18 protein-coding genes are annotated in these 20758 nt (G+C 64.5%); 5 read left to right on the top strand and 13 right to left on the bottom strand.

All coding sequences use genetic code 11. The features are described from left to right. Nucleotides 1-7: 7 nt before the first annotated feature. The 3 genes from Q0L25_RS03695 (at nt 8) to Q0L25_RS03685 (ending at nt 4761) form a co-directional block, all read left to right on the top strand. Nucleotides 8-1417, top strand: coding sequence for a glycoside hydrolase family 125 protein (locus Q0L25_RS03695; RefSeq protein WP_296611670.1), 1410 nt, complete (start codon nt 8-10; stop codon nt 1415-1417). Between the two features lie 20 nt (nt 1418-1437). After that, nucleotides 1438-3756 carry a GH92 family glycosyl hydrolase gene (locus tag Q0L25_RS03690; RefSeq protein WP_296611669.1) on the top strand — a complete coding sequence of 773 codons (2319 nt, stop codon included), beginning with the start codon at nt 1438-1440 and terminating at the stop codon, nt 3754-3756. A gap of 105 nt (nt 3757-3861) precedes the next feature. Further along, entirely contained in the window at nt 3862-4761 is a 900-nt protein-coding gene (locus Q0L25_RS03685) for an ROK family protein (protein WP_296611668.1), read from the top strand. Nucleotides 4762-4773: 12 nt separating this feature from the next. Here the strand turns inward: Q0L25_RS03685 and Q0L25_RS03680 are convergent, their stop codons facing one another. Then, nucleotides 4774-5523: an SDR family oxidoreductase gene (locus tag Q0L25_RS03680; RefSeq protein ID WP_296611667.1), complete on the bottom strand. Its 750-nt coding sequence runs from the start codon at nt 5521-5523 to the stop codon at nt 4774-4776. Between the two features lie 98 nt (nt 5524-5621). Between Q0L25_RS03680 and Q0L25_RS03675 the strand changes: the two genes are divergently transcribed. Continuing rightward, nucleotides 5622-6527, top strand: a complete 906-nt coding sequence (locus Q0L25_RS03675; protein ID WP_296611666.1) for an AraC family transcriptional regulator — start codon at nt 5622-5624, stop codon at nt 6525-6527. A gap of 93 nt (nt 6528-6620) precedes the next feature. Here Q0L25_RS03675 and Q0L25_RS03670 read toward each other — a convergent pair whose 3' ends face one another. Continuing rightward, a complete protein-coding gene (locus Q0L25_RS03670) occupies nt 6621-7637 on the bottom strand; it encodes an LLM class flavin-dependent oxidoreductase (protein WP_296611665.1) in 1017 nt (338 codons plus the stop codon). A 113-nt stretch (nt 7638-7750) separates the two neighbouring features. Then, nucleotides 7751-8047 (bottom strand): hypothetical protein, encoded by a 297-nt coding sequence (locus Q0L25_RS03665; RefSeq protein WP_296611664.1) that lies wholly within the window; start codon nt 8045-8047, stop codon nt 7751-7753. Nucleotides 8048-8227: 180 nt separating this feature from the next. Here Q0L25_RS03665 and Q0L25_RS03660 point away from each other — a divergent pair, with 180 nt between their 5' ends. Then, nucleotides 8228-10579 carry a heavy metal translocating P-type ATPase gene (locus Q0L25_RS03660; RefSeq protein ID WP_296611663.1) on the top strand — a complete coding sequence of 784 codons (2352 nt, stop codon included), beginning with the start codon at nt 8228-8230 and terminating at the stop codon, nt 10577-10579. Nucleotides 10580-10623: 44 nt separating this feature from the next. On the opposite strand, the gene Q0L25_RS03655 is transcribed toward Q0L25_RS03660, so the two are convergent. The 10 genes from Q0L25_RS03655 to Q0L25_RS03610 form a co-directional block, all read right to left on the bottom strand. Next, nucleotides 10624-11403 carry a DUF1080 domain-containing protein gene (locus tag Q0L25_RS03655; protein ID WP_296611662.1) on the bottom strand — a complete coding sequence of 260 codons (780 nt, stop codon included), beginning with the start codon at nt 11401-11403 and terminating at the stop codon, nt 10624-10626. A gap of 53 nt (nt 11404-11456) precedes the next feature. Next, nucleotides 11457-13142: a GMC family oxidoreductase gene (locus Q0L25_RS03650; RefSeq protein WP_296611661.1), complete on the bottom strand. Its 1686-nt coding sequence runs from the start codon at nt 13140-13142 to the stop codon at nt 11457-11459. 24 nt (nt 13143-13166) lie between these two features. Beyond that, nucleotides 13167-14003 carry a sugar phosphate isomerase/epimerase gene (locus tag Q0L25_RS03645; protein ID WP_296611660.1) on the bottom strand — a complete coding sequence of 279 codons (837 nt, stop codon included), beginning with the start codon at nt 14001-14003 and terminating at the stop codon, nt 13167-13169. Continuing rightward, nucleotides 14000-14569, bottom strand: coding sequence for a gluconate 2-dehydrogenase subunit 3 family protein (locus tag Q0L25_RS03640; RefSeq protein WP_296611659.1), 570 nt, complete (start codon nt 14567-14569; stop codon nt 14000-14002). The genes Q0L25_RS03645 and Q0L25_RS03640 overlap by 4 nt, the downstream gene beginning before the upstream one ends. A gap of 40 nt (nt 14570-14609) precedes the next feature. Beyond that, nucleotides 14610-15497 carry a TIM barrel protein gene (locus tag Q0L25_RS03635; protein WP_296611658.1) on the bottom strand — a complete coding sequence of 296 codons (888 nt, stop codon included), beginning with the start codon at nt 15495-15497 and terminating at the stop codon, nt 14610-14612. A gap of 49 nt (nt 15498-15546) precedes the next feature. Continuing rightward, nucleotides 15547-15936 carry a c-type cytochrome gene (locus Q0L25_RS03630; RefSeq protein WP_296611657.1) on the bottom strand — a complete coding sequence of 130 codons (390 nt, stop codon included), beginning with the start codon at nt 15934-15936 and terminating at the stop codon, nt 15547-15549. After that, entirely contained in the window at nt 15936-17033 is a 1098-nt protein-coding gene (locus Q0L25_RS03625; protein WP_296611656.1) for a sugar phosphate isomerase/epimerase, read from the bottom strand. Before Q0L25_RS03625 ends, Q0L25_RS03630 begins: the two co-directional genes overlap by 1 nt. Beyond that, nucleotides 17030-18169: a Gfo/Idh/MocA family oxidoreductase gene (locus tag Q0L25_RS03620; protein WP_296611655.1), complete on the bottom strand. Its 1140-nt coding sequence runs from the start codon at nt 18167-18169 to the stop codon at nt 17030-17032. The genes Q0L25_RS03625 and Q0L25_RS03620 overlap by 4 nt, the downstream gene beginning before the upstream one ends. 16 nt (nt 18170-18185) lie before the next feature. Beyond that, entirely contained in the window at nt 18186-19442 is a 1257-nt protein-coding gene (locus Q0L25_RS03615; RefSeq protein ID WP_296611654.1) for an MFS transporter, read from the bottom strand. Nucleotides 19443-19630: 188 nt separating this feature from the next. Beyond that, complete coding sequence (locus tag Q0L25_RS03610) at nt 19631-20656, bottom strand: LacI family DNA-binding transcriptional regulator (protein ID WP_296611653.1); 1026 nt, start codon at nt 20654-20656, stop codon at nt 19631-19633. Nucleotides 20657-20758: the final 102 nt, after the last annotated feature.

Raw genomic sequence — 20758 nt, 5'->3', positions numbered from 1 at the left:
CCATATCATGGCCGGAGCCGGCGCCATCGCGCTCAACGCGGCATTGCCGATGGCCGCGCGTGGCGCGTCCTTCGCCAGCAAGCGCCCGCCACTCGCCAAGCGGCTGTTCACCAGCCCCGCCGTCGAGTCCGAGATCGCGCGAGTGAAGGCCGCCATCGGCGACCCCGAGCTCTCCTGGATGTTCGAGAATTGCTATCCCAACACGCTCGACACCACGGTCGAAGCGGGGACGGTCGACGGCAAGCCCGACACGTTCATCATCACCGGCGACATCACCGCGATGTGGCTGCGCGACAGTTCGGCGCAGGTCCAGCCTTATGTCCATCTCGCGCCGCGCGACCCGGCGTTGCGGCGCTTGTTCCATGGCCTGATCCAGCGCCAGGCGCGCTGCATTCTGATCGATCCTTATGCCAATGCCTTCATGAAGGACCCGGCCGCCAAGAGCGATCTCGAATGGTCGCAAAAGGACCAGACCGACATGAAGCCCGGCGTCGCCGAGCGGAAATGGGAGATCGACTCGCTTTGCTATCCGATGCGGCTCAGCCACGCTTATTGGACGGTGACGCGCGACAAGGCACCGTTCGACGATAGCTGGGCGCGGGCCATGAAGCTGGCGGTCGCGACCTTCCGCGTCCAGCAGCGCAAGGACGGACGGGGGCCTTATCATTTCCAGCGCAGCGCGGCGCAGCCGACCGACTCGCTGATCCTCGACGGCTATGGCGCGCCGACCCGGAAGATCGGCTTGATCCACTCGATGTTCCGGCCGTCGGACGACGCCTGCGTCTATCCGTTCCTGATCCCGTCGAACCTGTTCGCCGTGTCGGCGCTGCGCAAGCTGGCCATGGTCCATCGCCAGGCGCGCAACGACGCCGTGGCGGCGCGCGACTGCGAGACGCTGGCGGCCGAGGTCGAGGCCGCGTTGAAAGCCCATGCCTTGGTGCCGGACGGGCGGGGCGGTCGGGTCTGGGCCTATGAGATCGACGGCTTCGGCAATTGGCTATTCATGGACGACGCCAATGTGCCGAGCCTGTCGGGCCTTGCCCTGATCGACGCAGCCAGGCGCGACGATCCGTTGTTCAGGCGCACCGCGGCACTCGCCTGGAGTCCGCGCAACCCCTATTTCTTCCAGGGCAAGGCGGCTGAGGGAATCGGCGGCCCGCATGTCGGTATGGACCAGATCTGGCCGATGTCGATCATCACTCACGCGATGAACGCCGACGACGACGCGACGATCATCCGATGCCTGCGCTGGCTGAAGGCGACGCACGGCGGCACCGGCTTCATGCACGAATCCTTCGACAAGGATCGCCCCTCAAAGTTCACGCGCTCCTGGTTCGCCTGGGCCAATGCCTTGTTCGGCCAGCTGATCGTCGAGCTCGCCGCGCGCAAGCCCGCGATTCTCGCCGGCCGCATTTGATCACTCCGGGAGGACGTACGATGATCACCGCCAGCCGCCGCCAATTGCTCGCCGGCGCCGGTCTTGCCGCGCTCGGCAATCCCATCCCCGGCACGAGCTGGGCAGCAGCGCCGGCCGCCGCCCGGGCCGATCTGTTCGTCGGGACGGGCGGGCACGGCCATACCTTCCCCGGACCGTCATTGCCCTACGGCATGGTGCAGCTGGGGCCGGATACGAACAATATCGGTTGGGATGCCTGCTCCGGTTATCATCGCGACGACCACTCGATCATGGGCTTCAGCCATACGCATCTGTCGGGCACCGGGATCGGCGATATGCTGGACGTGCTGGTGGTGCCCACGCGCCAGCCGCTGATGTTGCAGCCGGGGCCGGTCGGGGATCCCGACAAGGGCTATCGCCAGCGTTTTTCCGATGAATATGCCGAACCCGGTTATTATCGCGTTCGGCTGGAATCGGGCATCCTGGCGGAACTGACCGTCACCGAGCGCTGCGGTTTCCACCGCTATCGCTTCGCCAGCAGCCCGGCGCATATCCTGATCGATTTCTCCCACGCGATGCTCGACTCGTCGGACAAGGGCGGGCTGATCGAGAATGCCTCGCTGGCGGTGGACTCCGAGGGGGTGTTGACGGGCAGCCGCACGGTCAACCGTTGGGCAAAAGGGCGGCATATCCATTTCGCGATGCGGCTGTCGCGCAAGCCGGACCGCGTCGCGTTCTTCGGCGACGATGACGTGCCCGCCGCCAAAGGTGCGACCAACGTTGCGGGGAGCAAGCTCAAGGTCGCGCTGTTCTTCGACGACGCCGGTGGCGATCCGATCCTGATCAAGACCGGACTGTCGGGCGTCGACGTCAAAGGCGCACGCGATGCGTTGGCTGAAATCCCCGGCTGGGATTTCGATGCCGTCCACGCCGCCGCGCGATCCGCCTGGGCCCGCGCGCTCAACCGGATACGAGTCTCGGGCGGCACCGAGGCGCAGCGCACGATCATGGCGAGCGCGCTCTATCATGCGCAGCTTGCGCCGACTTTGTTCGCCGATCGCGACGGCCGATATGTCGGGGTCGATCGCCAGGTCCATCAGCTGGCGCAGGGTGAGCGGGCCTATAGCGCCTATTCGCTGTGGGACACTTATCGCGCGCTCCATCCCCTGCTGACGCTGATCAATCGCGATCAGGCGACATTGCTGGTGCACGACCTGATCCGGCAGACGCAGCAAAGTCCCTATGGCCCCCCGGTCTGGACGCTCCAGGGAACGGAGACCGGCTGCATGATCGGCTGGCATTCGGTGTCGGCACTCGCCGAGGCACATGCCAAGGGCATCGAGGCCGATTATGCCGCAGCCTGGCCCAATATCCGCCGCCGTGCGTTCGATCGCGATTACAAGGATTCCGACGGCTCGCTGGGCCGCGGTTATTATTACGACCTGAACTACATTCCTGCCGACAAGATCTGGGAGTCGGTCAGCCGCACCCAGGAATATGCCTATGACGACTGGGCCATGGCGCATCTGGCGGAAGCGGCGGGCGCAAAGGACGACGCGGCCACGCTGCGTAATCGCTCGCGCAATTATCGCAACGTCATCGATCCCAAGATCGGCTTTGCGCGTCCGCGCTTTTCCGACGGCTCCTGGTGGGACAAATACGATCCGATCCAGCTCGGCCATGATGTGCCCAAATGGCGCGACTATACCGAAGCCAATGGCTGGCAGGCGACGTTCCTGAACCAGCACGACGTCTATGGCCTGATCGAGCATTTCGGCGGGGACGCGGCGTTCGAAGGCAAGCTCGACGCTTTGTTCAACGGTCCATCGACCTTGCCGGCGAATGCCCCGCCCGACATTTCCGGCCTGGTCGGGCAATATGCTCATGGCAACGAACCCGACCAGCATGTCGCCTATCTCTACACTTATTGCGGGGCGCCCTGGAAAACGCAGGCGATGGTCCGCCGCCTGCTGACCGAGATGTACAAGGCCGATCCAGACGGCGTGATCGGCAATGACGATTGCGGCCAGATGAGTGCCTGGTTCGTGCTGAGCGCGCTCGGTTTCTATCCGGTCGATCCGGTCAGCGCGATCTATGTGTTCGGATCGCCGCTGTTCGATGCCGCCGAGGTGGATGTCGGCAACGGCCGGACGCTCACCGTGCGTGCCAATGGCAACGGACCGGACCGTCCGTATGTCCAGTCGGTGCGCTGGCGCGGCAAGCCCTGGACGAAGAACTGGATCGCGCATTCCGAGCTGATCCAGGGCGGCGACCTGGTCTTCGAGATGGGCGCGCGCCCGTCACGTTTTGGCGCGGCGAAACGCGATCGTCCGCCCTCCTTCGCGCGCGGACCGGCCTGACCGCAGGACACGGAGTCGCATCGCGGCGCCGGATATTCTTAGATAATCGAGAGCAGTTTCAATGATGTTTGCGTGGTGTTTGCTGACGATGAACGCGGTGGCGCAATGAGCGCCGGCGAGCCGTCTCCGCTGTTTGCCGGTGTCGAGCTTGGCGGTACGAAATGCGTGTGCACGCTCGCTTACGGTCCCGATGCGATCGTCGATCAGCGGACCGTGCCGACCACTACGCCGTCCGAGACCTTGCCCACGATCTGCGCGATCCTGTCGGACTGGGAACGCGATCACGGCTTCGCCGCGATCGGCATCGCCTCGTTTGGCCCGCTCGACCTAGACCCCGGTTCAAATCGGTATGGCCGCATCACCAGCACCAACAAACCGGGATGGCCCGGCGCGGACGTCCGCGGTATCTTGTCCGCGCTTTTTTCCGTGCCCGTTGGATTCGACACCGACGTCAATGGCGCCGCTTTGGCGGAGATCCGTTGGGGCAGCGGGCAGGGGTTGAGCGATTTTGCCTATGTCACCGTCGGCACGGGTGTCGGCGTCGGCCTGATCGTTCACGGCCGGCCCACCCGCGGCATCGGACATAGCGAATTGGGACATATAAGGGTGCCGCGCCTGCCGGCCGATCAGGTTGAGAGCGCGTGCTCCTATCATGACGATTGCGTCGAAGGTCTCGCCTCGGGACCGGCGCTGCTTGCCCGGCTCGAAGGACGGTCGCCATCGGATCTGTCGCCCGACGATCCGGTATGGGATCCGATCGTCCACACGCTTGCGGCGATGTGCCATGCCTTGGTGTGCGCGACCGGACCCTATCGGATCGCGATGGGCGGCGGCGTCGTATCTGGCCAGCCGCATTTGCTCGAACGGATCAACGCGGCGCTGATCGACAGCCTTGCGGGCTATATGCCGCTCCCGGGCGGCACGGACTATGTCGTGGCGCCACGGCTGGGCGATCTGGCCGGTCCGCTCGGCTCGATCGCCCTTGCCGCCAACGCCGCCGGTTGAGAGGGTGTCGGATCAACCGGCCTCGGCCATCCACTGCACGGCATCAGCCCCCGCCGGAATCTTGAGCGGGGCATTGGCGTCGGTGGCCGCCTGCCAGACCGCCTCCGCAACATCGCCCGCATGCGTCACCGGGCCGCTATCCTCGCGGAAATTGGCAATCATTCCCTCGATCAGCGGCTTGTAGTCCGGATTGTCGAGCCCGCGCAGGTGCGGCATCGCATTATTGCCGAACTGGGTTTCGGGGGAACGTCCGGGAAGCACGATATGCACGCGCACGCCGAACGGCTCCATCTCGACGGCCAGGCTTTCGGTTAGCGCGTTCACTGCCGCCTTGCTCGCACGATAGACGCTGACGAGCGGGAGGGGTTTGAGCGTCACGGTGGAAGTGACGTTGACGATCACACCAGACCGCCGCGCGCGGAACTGCGGAAGCACCGCCTGCAGCATGGCCAGCGTGCCCAACGTGTTGGTCTCGAACAATTGGCGCGCGGTCTGTGGCTCGATCAGTTCGATCGGTACGGCTGCGCCGAACCCCGCATTGTTGACCAGGACGTCGATATCGCCGGCCTTTTCGATCGCACCGGCGACACTTGCGGCATCGGTGACGTCGAGCGGCAGGATGACCAGATTGTCGGACGCCGGCAGGAGGTCGGCCCGCGGGTGGCGCATCGTGGCGATCACCTTCCAGCCGCGATCGAGAAACAATTTCGCCGTTTCGAGGCCGAAACCCGACGAACAGCCGGTGATGAGAACGCTGGGCATGAGATGCTCCGGAAGTGTTGATGGTGATCGGGAGATGGCTTCGGTGACCGATACCTTCTATGGGTGAACGTCCCGAATAAATTTGCGATAGTCCTGAAATGACCGTGGATCCGCTTGCCGAGATCGTGACCCTGCTCCAGCCGTCGGCGAGCTTCTCCAAGCTGGTCGAATATGCCGGGCGCTGGCGCATCCGCCGCGATGTCGAAGGCAAGCCGGTCTATTTCGCCGTGCTGGAAGGCGAATGCCGCGTGATCGCCGCGAACCAGCCGCCGATCGTCGTGCGCGCCGGCGATTTCGTGCTGTCGCCGTCGACCAGCGATCAAACCATCGAAAGCGTCGACGCGCCGCCTCACGGGATGGACATGCTGCCCGTCGAACTCGGCGAAGGGCGCTTTCGCGTCGGTCGGCCGGACACGCCCGTCAACCTCAGGATGCAGGTCGGATTGTGCAGTTTCGCGTCGCCCGACGCCGCGCTTCTGGTATCGCTGTTGCCGGCAATGGTGGTGGTGCGCGACGAGCCGCGGCTCGCGACCTTGATGCACTTGGTCGGCGACGAGACGCGCCGATCGCGGCCGGGGCGTGAGCTGGTGCTCGAACGCCTGCTGGAGGTGCTGCTGATCGAGGCGTTGCGCTGCGGTGCCGATGCGAGTTCAGTGCCGAGCCTGGCGCGCGGCCTTTCCGACGAGCGGGTGGCCGCGGCGTTGCGGGCGATGCACGCTAAGCCGGCTCGTGGCTGGACGGTGGTCGATCTCGCCGCCGAAGCGGCGATGTCACGATCCGCGTTCTTCGTTCGGTTCAGCCGCCTCGTCGGGCTGCCGCCCATGGAATATCTGCTCGCCTGGCGCATGGCGCTTGCCAAGCGCTTGCTGCGATCCCGCGAGTTCGCGATTCCGCAGGTCGCCGACCGCGTCGGCTACGGCTCCGCGAGCACGTTCAGCACCGCTTTTGCCCGCTATGTTGGCATGCCGCCGGCGCGCTACGCGCGGGATGGAACGGCCAGCTGATCACGGAGAGGCAGGTAGCGCACGAGCAGCGCGTTGGTGTTGTCAGTCTGGCGCCAATACCGTTCTGAACGATCGCCGGAACACCGCGCCGACCTATCGCCAGCCGAGAGCCGGGGCGACGTGCGCGAGGATGCTTTCAAGCACGTGGGCGTTGTAATCCACGCCGAGTTGGTTTGGCACGGTCAGCAGCAACGTATCGGCTTCGGCGATCGCTTCATCCGCTTTAAGCTCCTCGATCAGGCGTTCGGGTTCCGCCGCATAAGAGCGGCCGAAAATCGCGCGCATATTGTCGATGACCCCGATCTGATCGCCGCCGCCGTCACGTCCGAAATAGGCACGATCCTGGTCGTTCATCAGCGCGAAGATCGACCGCGATACCGAGACGCGGGGCTCGCGATCATGGCCGGCTTCCCTCCACGCCGCGCGGTAAGCGCGAATCTGCTTTGCCTGCTGAACATGAAACGGTTCGCCGGATTCGTCTGCCTTGAGCGTCGAGCTCTGCAGGTTCATCCCTATTTGTGCGGCCCAGATCGCGGTGCCGTTCGACGCCGAACCCCACCAGATGCGGTCGCGCAAACCCTGCGAGTGCGGCTCAAGGCGTAACAGTCCGGGAGGATTGGGGAACATCGGTCGCGGGTTGGGTTTGGCAAAGCCTTCGCCCTTCAACAGCTCGAGGAACACCTCGGCATGGCGCCGTCCCATATCGGCGTCGCTCTGGCCTTCGGCCGGCGAGTAACCGAAGTGGCGCCAGCCATCGATAACCTGCTCCGGAGAACCGCGGCTGATCCCGAGCTGCAGGCGTCCCCGGCTGATCAAGTCGGCGGAGCCGGCGTCCTCCAGCATGTAGAAGGGATTCTCGTAGCGCATGTCGATCACGCCGGTGCCGATCTCGATGCGGCTGGTTCTGGCGCCAACAGCCGCGAGCAACGGGAACGGGGATGCGAGCTGCTGCGCGAAATGGTGCACGCGGAAATAGGCGCCGTCGGCGCCGAGTTCCTCGGCCGCGACGGCAAGGTCGATCGATTGCAGCAGGACGTCGCTGGCGGAGCGGGTCGCCGATTGCGACGATGCGGACCAATGTCCGAACGAAAGGAAGCCGATTTTCTTCATGTCGCAGAGCTGGCGGTCGATCGGCCGAACCGCAAGGCGCACGCCGGAATTTCACCGTTTCCGATCCACCGGGATTGCCGGTGCGACCGGCAGGGCGTTCACGCCATCACGCTCTAATCATCTTTGACGGGTTCGCCGGCAGGTTTTGCCGGTGCGGGTTCTGCCTTCATGCATCTCGCCATCATTTCGGGGGACATGCTTCCCTTCTCCAACCCCTTCATCTTCATCGCGCCCGACTCGTCCGCCGGCATGTCCATCTTATCCATCATCGGGCATTTGGCTGGCATGGGGGCAATTTGGGCAGCGGTTGTCTTGCGCGGGTGATGCCGTGCGTGCGCGTATCCGGTCGCCAAAAATGCCGGAGCAGCGAACACGATCGCGAAGGTCGCGACGATGGGGAGTGCCTTCACTTTGAAACTCCTTCGGTCATTTTCGGCATCGCAAATTTAGCTTGCCGAGCATTCGCCTGATCCAGCTGATTAGCGATACGTAGATACCCGGGGAGCGCGCCGTCCTATTCTTGCTAGAGATTGCGATGCGCGACGCGGGCGAGTGGCCTCGACAATGTCGCGAGATGCCGGAGAAGCCGCGTGAAGCCCAATGCTCATCGCCATTCGAAACCGGCGGCGCGGCATGCGTCGGAGGGAGCCGCGCCGGACGGTTCAGTCAAGGATCCGGTCTGCGGGATGATCGTCGATCCCGCGACGACGCCGCATCGTGCGGACCATTCAGGCAAACCATATTACTTTTGCAGCCAGGGGTGCCGCGACACGTTCGTCTCCGACCCGTCGGCTTATCTCGATCGCGTCACAGCGGATAAACCCCCTGTCGCGCAGGCTGTGATCTGGACCTGCCCGATGCATCCGCAGATTCGGCGGAACGAGCCGGGCAATTGCCCGATCTGCGGCATGGCACTCGAGCCCGAAGCGCCATCACTCGACAATGCGCCAAATCCCGAGCTGATCGATTTCACCCGTCGGACATGGGTTGCGGGCCTGTTGACCGTGCCTTTGCTCGCAATCTCGATGGTCGCCGACCTGTTCAATCTGCATTTCTTGCCGGCGGCCTGGTCGCCATGGGTCCAACTGGCCTTGACGGCGCCGATCATATTGTGGGCCGGATGGCCGTTCTTCCAGCGCGGCTGCACGTCGATCGTCACCCGGCATCTCAACATGTTTACGTTGGTATCGATCGGCGTTGGAGCCGCGTTCGCCTACAGCATCGTTGCGACCGTCGCGCCGGATCTGTTTCCGATGACCTTTCGCATGAACGGTATGGTGCCCGTTTATTATGAGGCGGCCGGCGTTGTCGTCGCCCTCGTGCTCCTCGGCCAAGTTCTCGAGCTTCGGGCTCGCGCGGCGACAGGCCGCGCCATTCGCGCGCTGCTCGATCTCGCGCCCAAGACCGCGCGCCGCCTCACCGCGGCCGGAGAGGAGGACGTGGATCTCGCCAAGATCGTCACCGGCGATCGCCTGAGCGTAAGGCCGGGCGAGGCGATCCCGGTGGACGGCGTGGTGATCGAAGGGCGATCGCCGGTCGATGAAGCGATGCTGACGGGAGAACCCGCGCCGGTGTTGAAGGAGGTCGGCGCTATCGTCACGGCGGGCACGGTCAATGGTACGGGGGCACTGGTTATTGAAGCGCGCGCTGTTGGCTCGGATACCGTTTTGGCGCGGATCGTCAGGATGGTTGCCGAGGCGCAAAGGAGTCGAGCCCCGATACAGGCGGTTGCCGATCGGGTGTCGGGATGGTTCGTGCCGCTCGTCGTGGCCATATCGGTCGCGACGTTCGCGATCTGGAACGTCGTGGGACCCGAGCCTCGTTTCGGTCATGCGCTGCTCAATGCTATCGCCGTGTTGATCATCGCCTGTCCCTGCGCACTCGGTCTTGCCACCCCGATGTCGATCATGGTTGGCACCGGGCGCGGTGCTCGTGCGGGCGTGCTGATCAAGGACGCTGAAGCGCTGCAGATGCTGGACAAGGTCGACATGCTGGTGATCGACAAGACCGGGACGCTGACCGAAGGTCGCCCGAAAGTCACCGCGGTGGAAACGATCAACGGCTTCTACAGCGCTGAAGTTCTTGCCGCCGCGGCTGCCGTAGAAGCCAAATCCGAGCATCCGCTCGCTCAGGCGATCGTGACCGCAGCCCGCGCCGAAAGCGCAGAGCTTTTGGCTGTCGGAGATTTCTCGTCTCAGACCGGCCTTGGCGTGAGCGGCATTGTTCAGGGGCGTGAGGTGGTGGTTGGTAACGCGGACCAATTGCGCAGGATCGGGATCGATCCGACCGCTCTGGATGCCAGCGCCGAACGACATCGCCTTGCCGGAGCGGGAGTCATGTTCGTCGCGATCGGCGGGCGGGCCGCAGGGTTGCTGGCGGTGGCCGATCCGATCAAATCATCCGCTCGCGAGGCGATCGAAGCCCTGCGAAGCGAGGCGTTGCGCATCGTCATGTTGACCGGCGATGCGCAAAGCACCGCGGATGCGGTCGCGCGAGAGATCGGGGAGATCGACGAAGTTCATGCGGGGCTCAAGCCGGAAGACAAAGCGAGGATCGTCGGCGAGCTGAAGGCCAGGGGCGCGATAGTGGCGATGGCCGGCGACGGTATCAACGATGCGCCCGCACTGGCGGCCGCCGATGTCGGCGTGGCGATGGGCACGGGGACCGACGTTGCTATCGAAAGTGCCGGAATAACGCTCACCAAAGGCGATCTGGCGGCGATGGTTCGGGCGCGTCGCCTCGCCAAGGCGACGATGCGAAATATCCGGCAGAACCTGTTCTTCTCGTTCGTGTTCAACGGCGTCGGAGTCCCGGTGGCGGCGGGGCTACTCTATCCGATCGCCGGGTTGCTCCTGTCGCCGATGATCGCCGGTGCGGCCATGGCGATGTCGAGCTTCACCGTCGTAACCAACGCGCTCAGGCTGAATTCGGCGAAGCTGTAGCGCTATGCGACGAGTTTCCGCTTCCTATCTGATCAGCCGCCGGCTCAGCCCAGGTCGCGAACCCAGATGTTGCGATAGCTGATCGGCGGGCTGGGATCTCCATGCGCCTGCAGCTTGATCGGCGCACGATCATAGGCCTTGTAGCTCGGCTTGCCGATATAGAGGGTCTCGCCGAACAGCGAGACATGGTTCTGGACCAGCACGCCGTTGATGAAGGCGGTGACATGGGCCGGCGTCTTCAACGTCCCGTTCGCGTCGAAGGTCGGCTTGTCCCACACGACATCCACGCTTTGCCATTCTCCCGGCTTGCGCACCGGATTGGCGAGCGGCGGAAACTGCTTGTAGATCGCGCCGGCCTGGCCGTTGACATAGGTGTCGTTCTTGTAGCTGTCCAAGATCTGCAGCTCGTAGCCGGTATCCCCCGGGCCGGTAGAGGCCAGGAACAGGCCGCTATTGCCGCGGGCCTGCCCCGTGCCGGTGACATTCGCCGGAATGCGATATTCGAGATGAAGCTGGTAGCTGCCGAACGACCGGCGGGTCTGAATGTTGCCCTTGTCCTTCACCACGGTCGCGATACCGTCAGCCACTATCCAGCCCGCCGGCGCGCCGTCCTTCACGTTCACCCATTGGTCGAGCGACTTGCCGTCGAACAGGACGATCGCGTCGGATGGCGGCGATGCCGTTTCGCTCTTGCCGGGAGTCACCACCGGCACGGCCGGAGACCAGACCTCGGTGTCCTCGGGCTTCGGCTTGGTGTCCTGCGCCAACGCGGCAAACGGAGCCATGACCAGCAGCAGGCTCGCGCCCGGCAGGATCGATTTCATAGCGCTTATCCTTTCGATAGGTCTGGTCAGCAGACTGCCGCGGTGTTGCCTGTTCAGGCCAGAGCGCCGGCGCGGAACTGCTTTACCGCATGGTCGACTGCGCGGCAGGTCAGCGCCATGAAGGTCAGCGACGGATTGACGCAGGAGATCGAGTTCATCTGCGAACCGTCGGTCACGAACAGATTGGCCGCGTCGTGCGCCTGGTTCCACTTGTTGAGAACCGAGGTGCGCGGATCGTTGCCCATCCGTGCACCGCCCATTTCGTGAATTGCCTCGCCGGGAACATGTTCGGACTCGCCGCTGGTCACGTTGATCAGGCCAGCCTGGCGCAACATCGCCTCGCCCTGGGCGCGGGCATCCGCCATCATGCGCAACTCGTTGTCGCGGAACGTCACGTCGAACCGCAATTGCGGGATGCCGAAACGGTCGACCCTGGTCGGGTGCAGCGAGACGCGATTGTCCTCATAAGGCAGGCATTCGCCAAACGCGCCGATCGAGAATTTCCACGGATCGTAGCGGCGCATGCCCTCCTTCATGGAGGCGCCGAAACCGACCGGCTTGGCCGGGCTTCGGCTCGCGCCGCCCTGATAGCCATAGCCGCGCTTGAACCCCACGCTGTCATCGGTGCCGACGTTGCGGAAACGGGGAATGTAGATTGCTCCCGGGCGGCGGCCATATTCGATATATTCCGTCATGCCCGGGACTTCGCCCGTGATGTGCGTGCGGAAAATATGGTCCATGACATATCGGCCGAGCGTGCCGCTCGTGTCGAAATAGCTCCGGTCCGTTCCCGGCGCGCGGCTGTTCATCAGGATCTGGACCGACGCCATGGCCGATGCGCACAGGAAGACGAGCGGAGCCTTCACCACTTCGGCCTGGCCGGTTTTGGCATCGACGAAGCGGACGCCGGTCACGCGCTTGCGCTTGGGATCATATTCCAGGTTCGACACGACCGCATCGGGCCGGACGGTAAGACGACCGGTCGCGCGCGCCGCCGGCAGCGTGACGGCCTGGGTCGAGAAATAGGCGCCGAACGAGCAGCCGTTGGAGCATTGATCGCGGAACTGGCATTTGCTGCGATTCTGTTCGGGCTTGTCCTCGGTCATGTTCGAGAGCCGGGCGTGGATCAGCTTCCGGCCGGGGAACGCGCCTTCCAATCGGCCCTTCACCCACTTCTCGGCCACGTTCATCGGCATCGGTGGCTGGAATTCGCTGTCGGGCAGATAGGGCAGGTTTTCGCGCGAGCCGGAAACGCCGATATATTTCTCGACATAGGAGTACCAGGGAGCGACGTCGTCATAGCGGATCGGCCAGTCCCCGCCGATCCCCTCACGCTTGTTGGCCTCGAAATCGGCCGGGCTCCAGCGGAAGCACCAGCGGCCCCAGATCAGCGACTTGCCGCCGACCGCCGCCGGCCGGATCCAGCGGAATTTGCTGCCCTCGTCGGTGACATAGGGGTTTAGCCGGTCGTCATTGTAGAATTGCAGGTTGCTGGTCGACAGATAGCCGTATTTGGCGATGAAATAGTCGCTCTCGACGATTGCCTTGGGGACCTCGCCTCGGGCCGGGAGCTCGAAGGCCGGCTTGCCGTCATAGGGGTAGCCCGACTGATGCTCGACCATGAAGCCGCGGTCGAGCATCAGGACGCGCAGGCCCTTCTCGGTCAGTTCTTTTGCGGCGAAGCCGCCGCTGATCCCCGAACCGATGACGATGGCGTCGTATTTGCTGGTGGATGCCATGGATAGATGCCTTGAAGAGGGGGATCAGAAGCGCAGCGCGCGCAGATTCCTGAAGCTGGTGGTGATGTCCGGCAGATAGGGGGCCGGTGCTTCGTCATTCTCGACATAGAAATGGCGGACGCCCGATGCGCCGGGCAGCTTGAACAGCCCGGCGAAATCGATCGTGCCGGTGCCGACGGCGGTCATCGCCTTGTCCGCCCGCATGTCCTTCACATGGAATGCGTAAAGGCGGCTGCCGAGCCGTGTGATGAGCTTGTCGGCGTCTTCGCCTGCGTGGACGGCCCAATAGAGATCGAGTTCGAGCTTCACCAGCGACGGGTCGGTGCCCGCGACCAGCCGATCGTAAAGGGACGTGCCGCCGAAGCGGGTGGTGAATTCGAAATCGTGATTGTGATAGGCAAGGCCGAGACCCGCCTCGCGCGCCTGTTTGGCGAACCGGTTCATATTCTCCACCACGCCGCCGAACCCGGCATCGGTGCGAAGCTCGGGGGGCAGCCAGGGCATGACGATCGTGTCGGCGCCCAGCGTCTTCGCCATCTTCACCGCGTCCGGGAATCTGGTCAGCAACACGTCATAGGATATGTGAAGCGAGGGCGCGGACAGCTGCAGCCGGTCCATCGTCCGCCGCAGCAGCGCGGGGTCCATCTTGTCGTAATTGCCGCCGCCGAACTCGACCTCGCGATAGCCGATGCGGGCGACCTTCTCGAGCGTTCCGACCGGATCGTTCTGGAAGATCTCGCGCACCGTGTAGAGCTGCAACCCGGCCTTGCGGACCTGTGCGGCGCGCGCGAGACCTGCGACGCTGCCTGCAGCCATCATCGCCCCCATGCTCGCGACGAATGTACGTCGATCGATCGTCATGCCGTGTAGACCTTGTTGATGTTGGAATAGAGGTAGTCGCCGTGATATTCGCCGGGGACGGGCAGATACTCCTGCTCCTGCGTCATCCCGATCTCGGACGTGTAATAGCCGGTGATCACGAGCTGCCGGAACGCGACGAAGAAGGGACCGCCGTCGGGAAATTGCGCGTTCATCGCGGCTGTCAGCAACGCGTCGAGTTGCTCGGGTGTCGCCTGGGCGGTCGGGATCTTATTATCCTGGAGACACTTCGCCTCGATCGCGTCGAGGCCGGCGAGGATGGGAGCCCTCTCCTGCGGAAGGGCCCAATCGGCCAACAGCTTTTCGATATAGTCGGGTACGCCCGCCTTGATCGCGCCCGGCGTGTCGGTCGTCGGAATGACGCGCTCGCTCAGCTGAGTCATCAGCGCGCGTTGCGGACCGCTAAAGACCTGCACGGTTGGCGGCCCTTCGCTGATGACGGGACGCGAATCCTTGCCGACGAGCCCGGCCGCGCGCGCGATCGGCGCGAACAAGGGGGCGCCGAATAAGGTCGCCATGCCGGCAAGGGCGGTTCTACGATCGATCATTGCGGGCCTCCGGGCCGATACGAGGTCGGGGTGTCGCTCTTCATGCCGCGTCGATCTCCCTGTAAGCGGCGATCAGCCGGTCTTCGCCCGCGCGCCCGGCGAGTGAGTTGCCGTGCTCCATGCCGATCACGCCGTCGTAGCGGCGGCCCTTCAGCCAGCGGACGATGTTGTGATGGTTGATCTCGCCGGTGCTCGGCTCGAGCCGGCCCGGATTGTCGCCGAACTGGATATAGGCGACCTCGCTCCAGCAGGTTTCGAGCGTCGGGATCAGATTCCCCGCCTGGATCTGGGCATGGTAGAGATCGGCGAGCACCTTGACCGCCGGATTGGCGACCGCCGTGGCGATCGCATAACCCTGGGGGATGGTGCGCATGAAGATGTTGGGGTGATTGGTGATCGTGTTGAGCGGCTCCATCACCAGGATGAGCCCGTTTTGCGCGGCGATATCGCCGGCGCGCCGCATCACCTCGATGATCCGCGCGGTCTGAATGTCGACCGGAACTTTCGGGTCCATGAAGCCGGTGACGACGGTCATCCACTTGGCATCGAGCCGCTTGGCGACGTCGACCGAGCGGCGGATATCGGCGAGCATGGCATCCTGCTCGGAGCGATCGCCCGAGCCCAACAGCGGCCGATACTGACTCCATTTCGGCATGCTAGCGACCAGCACGCCCATCGTCATGCCGCGCTGGCGCAGCGCCTTGCCCATGGCTTCCTGCTGGGCGACCGGCCGAGCGGCGGCCTCATTGTCTTCCCAGGCGGTGAAGCCTTGATCGGCGGCATAGGCGATCTGCTCGATCAGGCCGCCCCGGCTGGCGAAACTGCCTTCGTGCGGCGCGAACTTGAGAGAGAAGCGCGCGGCGTTTCGCGACGCCCCGGCCGCACGCGCATAGCTCGCCGCGCCGATCCCGGCCAGCGTGCCGGCCAAGACCGAACGGCGGGATGGTGTCGGTTGTCGCGGCATCTTCACCTCCCGCTTATTTGGCCGTCGCTGTCGTCAGATAGGCGATCACCGCCGCGCGCTTGGCCGGATCGGAGACGCTGATCGGCATCTTCGTGCCCGGAACCTTCTTGGCCGGCGCCGCCAGGAATTGGTCGAGCGTCTTGGCATCCCAGGTCAGGCCCGAGCTCTTCATCCCGGGCGAATAGCTGAAGCCGGGAACCGATCCGGCGCGCCGGCCGATCAGGCCGGAGAGATTGGGGCCGATCCCGTTGCGGCCCCCCTTCGCGACCGTATGGCATGCGGCGCACATGGCGAAGGCCTGGGCGCCGCCGGCCGGCGTACTTTGCGCGCCGGAGGGCACGGCAAAGACCGCGACGGCCGCCATCAGGGCAGGGGCGGCGGCCAGACTGTAGATCGGCTTCATCAATGCTCTCCTGGGGATGGATTCGCGGTGACAGTCGCGGCCTGCGGATCGAGGCCCATCAGCGCGCGATTGGCGCTGCGGTCGGTGCCGCTCGACGCGAAATCATCGAAGGCATGGGGGGTGACGCGAATGATATGGTTCTTGATGAACGGCGCCCCTTCGCGCGCGCCGTCCTCGGGATGCTTGAGCGCGCATTCCCATTCGAGCACGGCCCAGCCCGGATAGTCATAGGCCGCCATTTTCGAGAAGATCGCGCAGAAATCGATCTGGCCATCGCCGAGCGAGCGGAACCGACCGGGGCGGTCCACCCAATTCTGATAGCCGCCATAGACGCCCGATCGCCCGGTCGGCCGGAACTCGGCATCCTTGACGTGGAAGCAACTGATCCGTTCGTGATAGATGTCGAGAAAGTCGAGATAATCGAGTTGCTGCAGCACGAAATGGCTGGGATCGTAGAGAATCCGGGCGCGCGGATGCTGGCCGACCGCGTCGAGGAATCGCTCGAAGGTGACGCCGTCGTGCAGATCCTCGCCCGGATGGAGCTCGAAGGCGCAATCCACGCCGCAATCCTCGAACGTGTCGAGGATCGGCCGCCAGCGCTTGCCGAGCTCGGCAAAAGCCTCGTCGATCAGCCCGGCCGGGCGTTGCGGCCACGGATAGAAATAGGGCCAGGCCAGCGCTCCCGAGAAGGTCGCGTGCGCGTCGAGCCCCAGCCGCTGGCTGGCGCGCGCCGCGAGCTTCACCTGGTCGACCGCCCAGGCTTGACGCTCGGCCGGCTTGCCGCGGACGTGCTCAGCGGCGAATCCGTCGAACAAGCTATCATACGCGGGATGGACCGCGACGAGCTGGCCCTGAAGATGGGTGGAAAGCTCGCTCACCATGATATTGTGCTTGTCGAGCGTGGCGCGGAGATCGTCGCAATAGGCCTGGCTCTCGGCCGCCGTGGCCAGGTCGATCAATTGCGGGGTGCAAGGGATCTGGACCGCCACATATCCCAGCCCGGCAGCCCATTCCGCCAGGTGATCCAGCGTGTCGAACGGCGCCTGGTCGGACAGGAACTGGGCAAGGAAGATGCCGGGGCCCTTGATCGTCTTCATCGTGCCTCTCCGGGGATGGACACCCAGGCACGGCTCTCGTTCGAGCGGATCGCGCAATCGATGAAGCGCGCCGATCGCAGGCCGTCATAGATCCCCGGGAGGAGGCCGTTCCTGTCGTCCGCACCGTCGATCATGTCGGCGAAATCCCTGTAAAGCGTCGCGAACGCCTCGATAAACCCCTCCGGATGGCCGCTCGGCAAGCGGGTCGCGGCTTGCGCGGTCGGGTGCAGGCCCGGTCCGCCGGCATGGACGATCTCGGTCCGCGCGTCGGGCCAGCGCAGGATCAGGTCCCCCGGCGCGTCGTGGCACCATTCGAGGCCGCCCGTCTCGCCATAGATGCGCAAGCGCAGTCCGTTGCGTTCGCCCGTCGCGATCTGCGACGCGGTCAGCACACCGGGCACGCCGCCGGTAAAGTGCAACAGCATGTTGCAATCGTCGTCGAGCTGTCGTCCCGCGACCACCCGGGGAAGGTCCGCGATGAGCTCCATGGCGCGCAGCCCGCTCACATATTCCGCCAGCTGAAAAGCGTGGACGCCGATGTCGCCGATGGCGCCGCCCATGCCGGCCCGGGCCGGATTGGTCCGCCAACTCGCCTGGACATTGTCGCCTTCGATGCGCTCCGACAGCCATCCTTGCGGGTAGTCGACCATGATCTTGCGAACCCGGCCGATCGCGCCACCGGCGATCCGCGCCCGCGCCTCGCGGATCATCGCATGGCCGGTGTAGGTATAGGTCAGCGCAAAGGGCCGGCCCGATCGCGCGACGATCGGCGCCAGCGCCTCGGCTTCGGCCAAGGTCGCGGTCATCGGCTTGTCGCAGATCACCGGAAGCCCGGCTTCCAACGCCGCCTTGGCAATCGCGAAATGGCTGTCGTTCGGCGTCGCGATGGCTATGGCCTGCACGCCATCCTCACGCTCGCGCTCGCCTGCGATCATCGCCTCGATGCCGTCATAGGCCCGCTCTTCCGGGACGCCCCATCGAGCAGCCTGGAGGCGAGACTTCTCCAGCGTCCGGCTGAAGGCGCCGGCGGTCAGCACGAAGCGTGCGTCGAGACAGGCGGCCATACGGTGTACCGCACCGATAAAGCTTCCGGGACCGCCGCCGATCAGTCCGAGCCTGAGCATTTTCTGCGTCATTCAAGGCCGTCCCGGATCAAGAAAGCACGGGCTCGGCCGCGCCCGACTGCTCGTCCTGGGGTGGGGCCAGCTTTTCACGGAAGGTGGCGGCGAACAGAATCATCGCGACGAAGGCGATCGCGGCCGGCACCATCCAGATCGCGCGCCAGTCGTGACTGCCGTCGGCATTGGCGTTCAGGCCGTAGACCAGGCCGGCGATATTGGAGCCGATGACGATGCCGATACCCTGGGTGATCAGGTTGAAGAAGGACTGCGCGCGCGACCGCGCCTCGGCGTCGAACTTGCGATCGACGTAGATCTGCCCGGACACGATCAGGAAGTCGTAGCAGATGCCGTGGATGATGATGCCGAGCAGCACCATCGGCATGATCGCGGTCGCACCCTGATAGCCGAAGCCGAACAACAGGAAGCGGACCGCCCAGGCGCCCATCCCGACCACCAGCACCCATTTGATGCCCAGCCGGAGGAGCACGAAGGGCAGGCTGACCAGGATCAGCGATTCGAAAATCTGCCCCGCGGTCTGGATGGCGGTCGCCTCGATCCGGGTCCCGAACAATGTCAGGTGCAGGTCCTTGTCGGCGAAGAAGGTGTTGCCATAGGCGTCGTAGAAGCTTCGCGGGGTCATCAGCGCCAGGGTGCAGGCGATGAAGATCCAGAACGCCTTTTCGCGGTGGCGCAGAATGACGTCGAGTCCCAGCACGGCCGACGCGCTGACGATCCGCCCGCGAGCGCGCGGCGGGGTGTTCGGCAGGGTGAGGGCATAGAGGCCGAGGGCGACATAGACGATCGCCGCCATCCGCATCGGCAAAGCGGTTTGCGCGGCCCCGGCGATCACGCCGACCAGCAGGCCGGCCACGATCCAGCCGATCGTGCCCCATACCCGGACGCCGGGGAATTCCTTGGCGATGTCGGTCATCGAGTTGAACGCGATCGCGGTCGCGAGGGGGATGGTGGACGCGTAGAACAGGAAATGGAGCAGGCAGCCGAACAGGAAGAGCGACTGCGACGTCTGGATAGTGGATACCCAGAACAGGACGATGCCGGCGCAGATCGACAGGATGCTCAGCAGCTTCTCGGCCGCCATGAAGCGGTCAGCGATCATCCCGACGAACAGGGTGGAGGCGATCGTCGCGATGCCGACCATGCCATAGGCGGCGCCGATGATCGTGTCGAAATGCAGGCCCTTGCTCATGTAGGTGCTGAGCGGAACGAGCCAGACGCCCCACGCGAAATATTGCGCGAACATCATGATCGACAGCCGCAATTTGACCATGTGCAGCACCCCTTCAGGGCCAAGGCATGACCTTGGCGAACCTCTCACCCGGCAGGAAATTGGCGATCAAAGAAAAACGCCACCCGTTACCGTCACTTGCCTCGATCTTCGTCGAGTGCTCGATCGTCTAAAACAATCATGAGATCGATCTCATTGCAAGCGCAAATCGACGAATGTTGGCGGCGATGTCACAAAGGGGCGGTCGATTGCCCGGGAACGGCTCCCATGCTTTCCCGGACGACGATCTCATAAGGCAATGTGGCATAGACGGGCTGCGTCTGCCGTCCGCTCAATATGTCGAGTAGGAGCTCGACCGTTTTCCGACCGATTTCCGCCATCGGCTGGCGTACGGTCGCGAGCGGCGGATCGATGTAGCGCGCCATCTGGATGTCGTCGAAGCCGACGACCGAAACGTCGTCCGGGCATGAAATTCCCAGGTATCGCGCCGCCGCCAATGTGCCGATCGCCATCTCATCACTGAAGCAGAAGATGGCCGTGGGGCGTAGCGCGCGCGCGAACAGCGCCAGCGCCGCGCTACGGCCGGATTCGATCGAGAAGTCGCCATTCTCGATCATGAGGCGCGCGGCCAGGCCCTGATCCTCCGCCGCCTTCCGCGCGCCGGCCAGGCGATCCCGGGTCAGCGGGCTGTCCGCGGGTCCGACTATGATTCCGACGTCGCGATGGCCCCATCGATAGAGGGCTTGCATGACCTGATAGCCGGCGCCCGCATTGTCGATATGGGCGCTCGACACGCCCAGCGATGGTGTGAATTCGCAGCCGTTGACGATCGGGGCGCGGCTGCCCTCGCGTTTCAGGATGGTCGCGAGGACCGTCGGCAAGCGATGTCCGAGGAAGATGATGCCGTCGGCCTCGCGGCGATTGAGCATGTCGGCATATTGCTCCTCACGCTCGCGCTCGTTGCGCGTATCGCCCAGCAGGACCGCATAGCCAGCTTTCTGCGCCGCTTCCTCGACCCCGCGTATGACGCGCGAGAAGAAGGGGTTGGAGATATCCGGGACGGTCACGATGATCCGGCCCGTCCGGGTCGTGCGCAAGCTCGCCGCCACCGAATTGCGGCTATAGCCAAGCTCCTGGACGACCTTCAGTACCCGATGCCGCGTGGCTTCCGCGACCAGTTCAGGCGAGGACAGGACCCGGGCGGCCGTTGCTCTCGAGACGCCGGCGGCCTGCGCGACGTCGCGAATAGTTGTCATGGGAAGGGAATATCGAGAGCGATGGCCGCAACGCGACGATCTGGCTGAGCAATGAACGGTCCGTGACAAACCATCACGGTACCTTTGCGACCGGCTGTCCAA

Source organism: Sphingomonas sp., from assembly GCF_024508665.1.
GTDB lineage: Bacteria > Pseudomonadota > Alphaproteobacteria > Sphingomonadales > Sphingomonadaceae > Sphingomonas.
This window is presented reverse-complemented; position numbering and strand designations above follow the sequence as displayed.

Excerpts from the sequence above, each read along its gene's own strand:
- Q0L25_RS03650 (WP_296611661.1), bottom strand. The coding sequence starts at position 13,142 with ATGGCATCCACCAGCAAATACGACGCCATCGTCATCGGTTCGGGGATC.
- Q0L25_RS03625 (WP_296611656.1), bottom strand. The coding sequence starts at position 17,033 with ATGAAGACGATCAAGGGCCCCGGCATCTTCCTTGCCCAGTTCCTGTCC.
- Q0L25_RS03675 (WP_296611666.1), top strand. The coding sequence starts at position 5,622 with ATGACCGTGGATCCGCTTGCCGAGATCGTGACCCTGCTCCAGCCGTCG.
- Q0L25_RS03640 (WP_296611659.1), bottom strand. The coding sequence starts at position 14,569 with ATGATCGATCGTAGAACCGCCCTTGCCGGCATGGCGACCTTATTCGGC.
- Q0L25_RS03680 (WP_296611667.1), bottom strand. The coding sequence starts at position 5,523 with ATGCCCAGCGTTCTCATCACCGGCTGTTCGTCGGGTTTCGGCCTCGAA.
- Q0L25_RS03670 (WP_296611665.1), bottom strand. The coding sequence starts at position 7,637 with ATGAAGAAAATCGGCTTCCTTTCGTTCGGACATTGGTCCGCATCGTCG.
- Q0L25_RS03620 (WP_296611655.1), bottom strand. The coding sequence starts at position 18,169 with ATGACGCAGAAAATGCTCAGGCTCGGACTGATCGGCGGCGGTCCCGGA.
- Q0L25_RS03655 (WP_296611662.1), bottom strand. The coding sequence starts at position 11,403 with ATGAAATCGATCCTGCCGGGCGCGAGCCTGCTGCTGGTCATGGCTCCG.
- Q0L25_RS03630 (WP_296611657.1), bottom strand. The coding sequence starts at position 15,936 with ATGAAGCCGATCTACAGTCTGGCCGCCGCCCCTGCCCTGATGGCGGCC.
- Q0L25_RS03685 (WP_296611668.1), top strand. The coding sequence starts at position 3,862 with ATGAGCGCCGGCGAGCCGTCTCCGCTGTTTGCCGGTGTCGAGCTTGGC.
- Q0L25_RS03610 (WP_296611653.1), bottom strand. The coding sequence starts at position 20,656 with ATGACAACTATTCGCGACGTCGCGCAGGCCGCCGGCGTCTCGAGAGCA.
- Q0L25_RS03690 (WP_296611669.1), top strand. The coding sequence starts at position 1,438 with ATGATCACCGCCAGCCGCCGCCAATTGCTCGCCGGCGCCGGTCTTGCC.
- Q0L25_RS03695 (WP_296611670.1), top strand. The coding sequence starts at position 8 with ATGGCCGGAGCCGGCGCCATCGCGCTCAACGCGGCATTGCCGATGGCC.
- Q0L25_RS03645 (WP_296611660.1), bottom strand. The coding sequence starts at position 14,003 with ATGACGATCGATCGACGTACATTCGTCGCGAGCATGGGGGCGATGATG.
- Q0L25_RS03615 (WP_296611654.1), bottom strand. The coding sequence starts at position 19,442 with ATGGTCAAATTGCGGCTGTCGATCATGATGTTCGCGCAATATTTCGCG.